Source organism: Streptomyces sp. NPDC088762, from assembly GCF_044750905.1.
Taxonomy (GTDB): Bacteria; Actinomycetota; Actinomycetes; order Streptomycetales; family Streptomycetaceae; genus Streptomyces.
In genome coordinates, this window is sequence record NZ_JBIVKT010000025.1 from 1 (window position 1) to 6404 (window position 6404).

The following is a 6404-nucleotide window of genomic DNA, read 5'->3' on the forward strand; positions in this document are numbered from 1 at the left end:
TCCAGGAGGGTGTCGTTGACGATGTCGAGGGCCGGACGGGTCTGCAGGGCCTCGTCGAGGTCGGCCTCCAGGCCGTTCTTCTCGCCGTCGATGATGCGGCGCTGCAGTCGCTCGTCCAGCGGCAGGGCCAGGAGCTCCTCCGCCCGTCCGTCCTTCATCGACTTCATGTTGACGCCCTCGAAGAGGGCCATCAGCTTCTGCAGCGGGTCGTAGCCCTCGCTGCGCCGGTCATAGATCAGGTCCAGGGCAACCGTCACCTGCTCCTCGTCGAAGCGGGCGATCGGCAGGATCTTCGACGCGTGCACGATCGCCGAGTCCAGGCCCGCCTTGACGCACTCGTCCAGGAAGACCGAGTTCAGCAGGACCCGGGCGGCCGGGTTCAGGCCGAAGGAGATGTTGGACAGGCCGAGGGTCGTCTGCACGTCCGGGTGCCGGCGCTTGAGCTCACGGATCGCCTCGATCGTGGCGATCCCGTCCTTGCGGGACTCCTCCTGACCCGTGCAGATCGTGAACGTCAGCGTGTCGATGAGGATGTCCGACTCACGGATCCCCCAGTTGCCGGTGAGATCGGCGATCAGACGCTCCGCGATGGCGACCTTGTGCTCTGCGGTGCGGGCCTGGCCCTCCTCGTCGATCGTCAGCGCGATCAGCGCGGCACCGTGCTCCTGCGCCAGCCGGGTCACCTGCGCGAACCGTGACTCCGGGCCGTCGCCGTCCTCGTAGTTCACCGAGTTGATGACCGCACGGCCGCCCAGCTTCTCCAGACCCGCCCGGATCACCGCGACCTCGGTCGAGTCCAGCACGATCGGCAGCGTCGAAGCCGTCGCGAAACGACCCGCCAGCTCCTCCATGTCCGCGACACCGTCGCGGCCCACGTAGTCCACGCACAGGTCCAGCATGTGCGCGCCCTCGCGGATCTGGTCGCGGGCCATCTCCACGCAGTCGTCCCAGCGGGCCTCCAGCATGGCCTCGCGGAACTTCTTGGAGCCGTTGGCGTTAGTGCGCTCGCCGATCGCCATGTACGAGGTGTCCTGCCGGAACGGCACCGTCTGGTACAGCGAAGCAGCACCCGGCTCCGGACGCGGATCACGGGCGGCGATCGCCGTCCCGCGGACCCGCTCCACCACCTGCCGCAGGTGCTCGGGCGTCGTACCGCAGCAGCCGCCCACCAGGGAGAGCCCGTACTCGCGCACGAACCCCTCCTGCGCGTCCGCCATCTCGGCGGCCGAGAGGGGGTAGTGCGCGCCGTCCTTCGTGAGCACCGGCAGGCCGGCGTTGGGCATGCAGGAGAGCGGGATGCGGGCGTTGCGCGCCAGATAGCGCAGGTGCTCGCTCATCTCCGCCGGCCCGGTGGCGCAGTTCAGGCCGATCATGTCGATGCCCAGCGGCTCCAGCGCCGTCAGCGCCGCACCGATCTCCGAACCCAGCAGCATCGTGCCGGTCGTCTCCACGGTGACCGAGCAGATCAGCGGGACGCTGACGCCGAGGGCCTCCATGGCCCGGCGCGCACCGATGATGGAGGACTTGGTCTGCAGGAGGTCCTGGGTGGTCTCGACGAGCAGCGCGTCGGCGCCGCCCGTCAGGAGACCCTCCGCGTTGATCTGGTAGGCGTCCCGGATCGTGGCGTACGTGATGTGGCCCAGCGTCGGCAGCTTCGTACCCGGTCCCATCGAGCCCAGGACCCAGCGCTGCTGACCGGTGGAGGCGGTGAACTCGTCCGCGACCTCGCGCGCGACCCTCGCACCGGCCTCCGAGAGCTCGAAGTTCCGCTCGGCGATGTCGTACTCGGCCAGCGCCGCGTGGTTCGCACCGAACGTGTTGGTCTCCACACAGTCCACACCCACCGAGAAATACGCCTCGTGGACCGAACGCACGATGTCCGGACGGGTGATGTTGAGGACCTCGTTGCAGCCCTCCAGCTGCTGGAAGTCCTCCATCGTCGGGTCCTGCGCCTGGAGCATCGTTCCCATCGCCCCGTCGGCGACGACCACACGGGTGGCGAGCGCCTCTCTCAGGCTGTTCGCCCGCTCTTGCGCGTTCGGCGTGTTCGTCGTGGTCGGCGTGTTCGGCGTGTTCGGCGTCATATCAGCTGCCCCAGCTTCGGTTCCAGCAGCCCGGCCGCCTGCTCCCCGTACACCGTGCGGATGGTGGCGAGGAGCCGCTCGGGCTGGATCTCGTACGACTGCGAGCCCACGGCCGCCAGGACCAGGGCGGACATCGCGCAGCCGAGCTGGGCGGCGGTCTCCAGCGGCAGTCCCCAGCCGACGGCGGCGAGGAAGCCGGAGCGGAAGGCGTCGCCGACGCCGGTCGGGTCCTCGGCGCGGACGTCGGGGATGGCGGGGACGGTGACGGTGGGCGCGTCCTTGGAGTCGATGCGGACGCCCTGCGCGCCGAGCGTGGTGACCCAGGTGCCGACGCGGTCGAGGACGTCCGCGTGGCTCCATTCGGCGCGCTCGCGCAGCAGCGCGGACTCGTACTCGTTGGTGAACAGCCAGCGGGCTCCGGTGACGAGGCTGCGCACCTCGGCGCCGGTGAGGCGGGCGAGCTGCTGCGAGGGGTCGGCGGCGAAGGGGATGCCCAGCTCGCGGGCCTGTTCGGTATGGCGGACCATTGCGCCGGGGTCGTTGGGCGAGACGAGGATCAGGTCGAGGGGGGTGCGGGCGTGCAGGGCGTGCAGGTCGATGCGGCCGGATTCGGCCATCGCGCCCGCGTAGAAGGAGGCGATCTGGTTGGAGTCCTGGTCGGTCATGCACATGAAGCGGGCGGTCTGGTGCTCGGCGGAGACGTGGACCGCGCCGGTGTCGACGCCGTGTTCCTTGAGCCAGACCTCGTACTCGGCGAAGTCGGGGCCCACGGCTCCCGCGAGGAGCGGGTCGAGGCGCAGGCCGCCGAGGCCGTAGGCGATGTTGGCGGCCACTCCGCCCCGCCGCACCTCGAGGGTGTCGACGAGGAAGGACAACGAGATGTTGGCCAGCTGGTCGGGGAGCAGCTGGTCTACGAACCGGCCCGGGAAGGCCATGAGGTGATCTGTGGCGATGGATCCGGTCACCGCGATACGCACGTGGACTCCTGTGAGCTGGTCTGTTGTCGGCAGGGCGGAGTGGTGGGGAGGAGCGCGGGAAGGCGGCTGCCTAGGCGAGGCCGGCGGCGGCCTTCAGCAGTTCGGCGCGGTCGGTGCGCTCCCAGGTGAAGTCCGGCAGCTCGCGGCCGAAGTGGCCGTAGGCGGCGGTCTGGGCGTAGATGGGCCGCAGCAGGTCGAGGTCGCGGATGATGGCGGCCGGGCGGAGGTCGAAGACCTCGGCGATGGCGTCCTCGATCTTCGCGATGTCGGTCTTCTCCGTGCCGAAGGTCTCGACGAACAGGCCGACGGGCTCGGCCTTGCCGATGGCGTACGCGACCTGGACCTCGCAGCGCGAGGCCAGACCGGCGGCGACGACGTTCTTGGCGACCCAGCGCATGGCGTAGGCGGCGGAACGGTCGACCTTCGACGGGTCCTTGCCGGAGAAGGCGCCGCCGCCGTGGCGGGCCATGCCGCCGTAGGTGTCGATGATGATCTTGCGGCCGGTCAGGCCGGCGTCGCCCATCGGGCCGCCGATCTCGAAGCGGCCGGTCGGGTTCACCAGCAGGCGGTAACCCTCGGTCTCCAGCTTGATGCCGTCGTCCGCCAGTCGGGCGAGCACGTGCTCGACCACGTGCTCCTTGATGTCTGGGGCCAGCAGTGCCTCCAGGTCGATGTCGGAGGCGTGCTGCGAGGAGACGACGACCGTGTCGAGGCGGACGGCCTTGTCTCCGTCGTACTCGATGGTGACCTGGGTCTTGCCGTCGGGGCGCAGGTACGGGAGCGTGCCGTTCTTGCGGACCTCGGAGAGCCGGCGGGAGAGCCGGTGGGCCAGGTGGATGGGGAGCGGCATGAGCTCGGGGGTCTCGTCGGTGGCGTAGCCGAACATCAGGCCCTGGTCGCCGGCGCCCTGCTTGTCGAGCTCGTCACCTTCCTCACCTGCGGCGGCACCCTCGACCCGCTTCTCGTAGGCGGTGTCGACACCCTGCGCGATGTCCGGGGACTGGGCGCCGATGGAGACGGACACGCCGCAGGAGGCGCCGTCGAAGCCCTTGACGGAGGAGTCGTAGCCGATCTCCAGGATCTTCTCGCGCACGAGTTGCGCGATCGGCGCGTAGGCCTGCGTCGTCACCTCGCCCGCTATGTGCACGAGACCGGTCGTGATCAGGGTCTCGACGGCGACGCGCGAGGCGGGGTCCTGGGCGAGCAGCGCGTCGAGGATCGTGTCGCTGATCTGGTCGGCGATCTTGTCGGGGTGTCCCTCGGTCACGGACTCCGAGGTGAACAGACGACGGGACATGTCACTCCTGGTGGTGTGGGACGGGGCGTCGGGTGGGGCAGGGGCGGGGACGGTCAGGGGCGGGCGGTGGTGGCCGCCGCCGCGGCCGTCTCCAGGGTCCGGGCGAGGGCGCGGACCTGGTCGGGGCCGCCCCCTGGGGTGGTGAGGGTGCCGCCGATCGCGACGAGGGGCGGGTGCCAGCCGTGCGAGGCGATGCGTTCGGCGACCTCGCAGGCGAGGGAGCCGGCGCCGGAGAACCCGCCGAGCAGCAGCGGCTCGCCGCGGGCGAGGGCGGGCCGGAGCGCGGCCAGTACGGTCCGCGCGTCCGCGGGCGGCCGGACGGTGGTCAGCGCCTGCGGGCCGGGGAAGGCCTCGGCGAGCGCGTCGTAGCAGCCGGGCGGTGCGTCGGGCGGCGGGACCAGGCAGATCGTGCCGGCGCCGGTACGGGCCGCCGCGCGCAGGATGCGCAGCGTGCGGGACCCGACCGCCGGCCGGGCCACGCGGGGCACCGGGCTGCCGTCGAGCAGCGCCAGGGCCTCGGCGACGGTGGCGGACTCGCCGGTGGTGTCGGGCAGTTCCCGCAGCAGCAGGGTGGTCTGGGCGAGCGTCTCGGCGGCATCGGAATCGGCGACGCGCGCCCTGTCGTACACGGAGGTGAGGACGAGTCCGCCTTCGGCGTCGTGGTGCGCCGTGACGGCGAACGGCAGAGCGGTGTGCGCCCCGATGGCCTCGGCGGCGCCGACCCGTACCCCCTCGGCGGCGAGCTCGGCGTGAACGGGATCGTCGGCGGTCCCGGCGGGCGCCTTGGCCTCGAAGGCGATGACCGATTCGGGGATCCGGGGTCCGCCGCCGGACCCGGGCCCGGCGCCCGGATCCGGGGCATGGTCGCCCGCAGGCTGCGGGGACCACCGGGCCGCCTGGGTCGGGGAGAGCCATTCGTAGGAGGCCAGGTCCAGGGCCTGGTCCGTCAGCGTGGTGAGCAGGGCGGTCAGCGGGGCGGACGGGTCGACGCGGACGTGCAGCGGGAGGGCGGTGCGCAGCGGGCCCGGGAGGCGGTCGGCGCCGGGGAGGGGGATGCCCCGGCCCGAGACGGCCGTCGCGAAGGCGACCGCGGGCGCGTCCGGGGCGGCGCGGTGGAGCTGCAGGGCCCAGACGGCGTGCAGGGCCGTGCTCTCCGAGGCGCCCCGGCCCGCCGCCCAGTTCCGCAGGCGCAGCGCCTCGTCCGGGGTGAGCCGCTGCCGGGTGCGCCCGTGGCCGCGCAGCCGCGAGCCGCTTCCGGGGGCCCGCCCCGGTCGCCCCGGGAGGCCGGCCGCGCCCGGCGGGGCTCCGGCGCGGGCCCAGAACGCCCGTGCCGGTGCCGGGTCCTGCCGGGTCAGCCAGCGCGTGTGGTCGCGGATGTCGGGCCGGCGCTCGCTGCCGAGCGGCCGGCCGTCGGCGAGGTACGCCCGGTACAGGGTGCGCTGGAGCACCCGCGCGCTCCAGCCGTCGAGCAGCGCCTGATGGTAGGTCAGCAGCACCCTGAAGACCTGCCCCGGCTCCTCCAGCAGGGCGATCCGCAGGGCGGTGCCCGGCCGGTACAGGTCGAACTCCCGCATCCGCTCGCTGAGCAGCAGCGCATGCCAGTCGGCGCTGCCCCGCGCGTGCCGTTCCAGTTGCGGCGCGGCGTGCGGGTGTACGGCGAGCAGCGGCCCGGCGCCGGGAGCGGCGGGCCTGGCCAGCGCGGTGCGCAGCACCGCCTCGCTGTCGTACAGCGTCTGCCAGGCGGTGGTGAACCGCCGGGCGTCCAGCGGTCCGTACCAGCGCCAGTGCAGCTGCTCGACGTGCAGCCCGGCGCCCGGGTGGGTCATCGCGTTCAGGAGGACGTCGCGTTGGAGGGGTGTGATGGGCAGCGGCCCTTCCGGTTCCGGATCCGTGCGTTCGGTGTGGCGGGAGCGCCCGGCGGGCCGGGCGGCCGCGTCGTCTTCGGGGTCCTGGGCGCCTTGGGCGCCTTGGGCGCCTTGGGCGCCTTGGGCGCCTTGGGCGCCTTGGGCGCCTTGGGCGCCTTGGGCGCCTTGGGCGCCTTGGGCG

General features: G+C 72.5%; 4 protein-coding genes. All 4 read right to left on the reverse strand.

Features of this window, described 5'->3' with window-relative positions:
• Positions 1 to 2084: homocysteine S-methyltransferase family protein (locus ACIP5M_RS34515; RefSeq protein WP_401204633.1), on the reverse strand; the 2084-nt coding region annotated here is incomplete at its 3' end.
• Positions 2081 to 3061, reverse strand: coding sequence for a carbohydrate kinase family protein (locus ACIP5M_RS34520; RefSeq protein ID WP_401204636.1), 981 nt, complete (start codon positions 3059 to 3061; stop codon positions 2081 to 2083). The genes ACIP5M_RS34515 and ACIP5M_RS34520, both read right to left, overlap by 4 nt.
• A gap of 70 nt (positions 3062 to 3131) precedes the next feature.
• A complete protein-coding gene (metK, locus tag ACIP5M_RS34525) occupies positions 3132 to 4358 on the reverse strand; it encodes a methionine adenosyltransferase (protein ID WP_401204638.1) in 1227 nt (408 codons plus the stop codon).
• A gap of 53 nt (positions 4359 to 4411) precedes the next feature.
• The coding region (locus ACIP5M_RS34530) for a condensation domain-containing protein (RefSeq protein WP_401204641.1) at positions 4412 to 6404 on the reverse strand (1993 nt) is incomplete at its 5' end.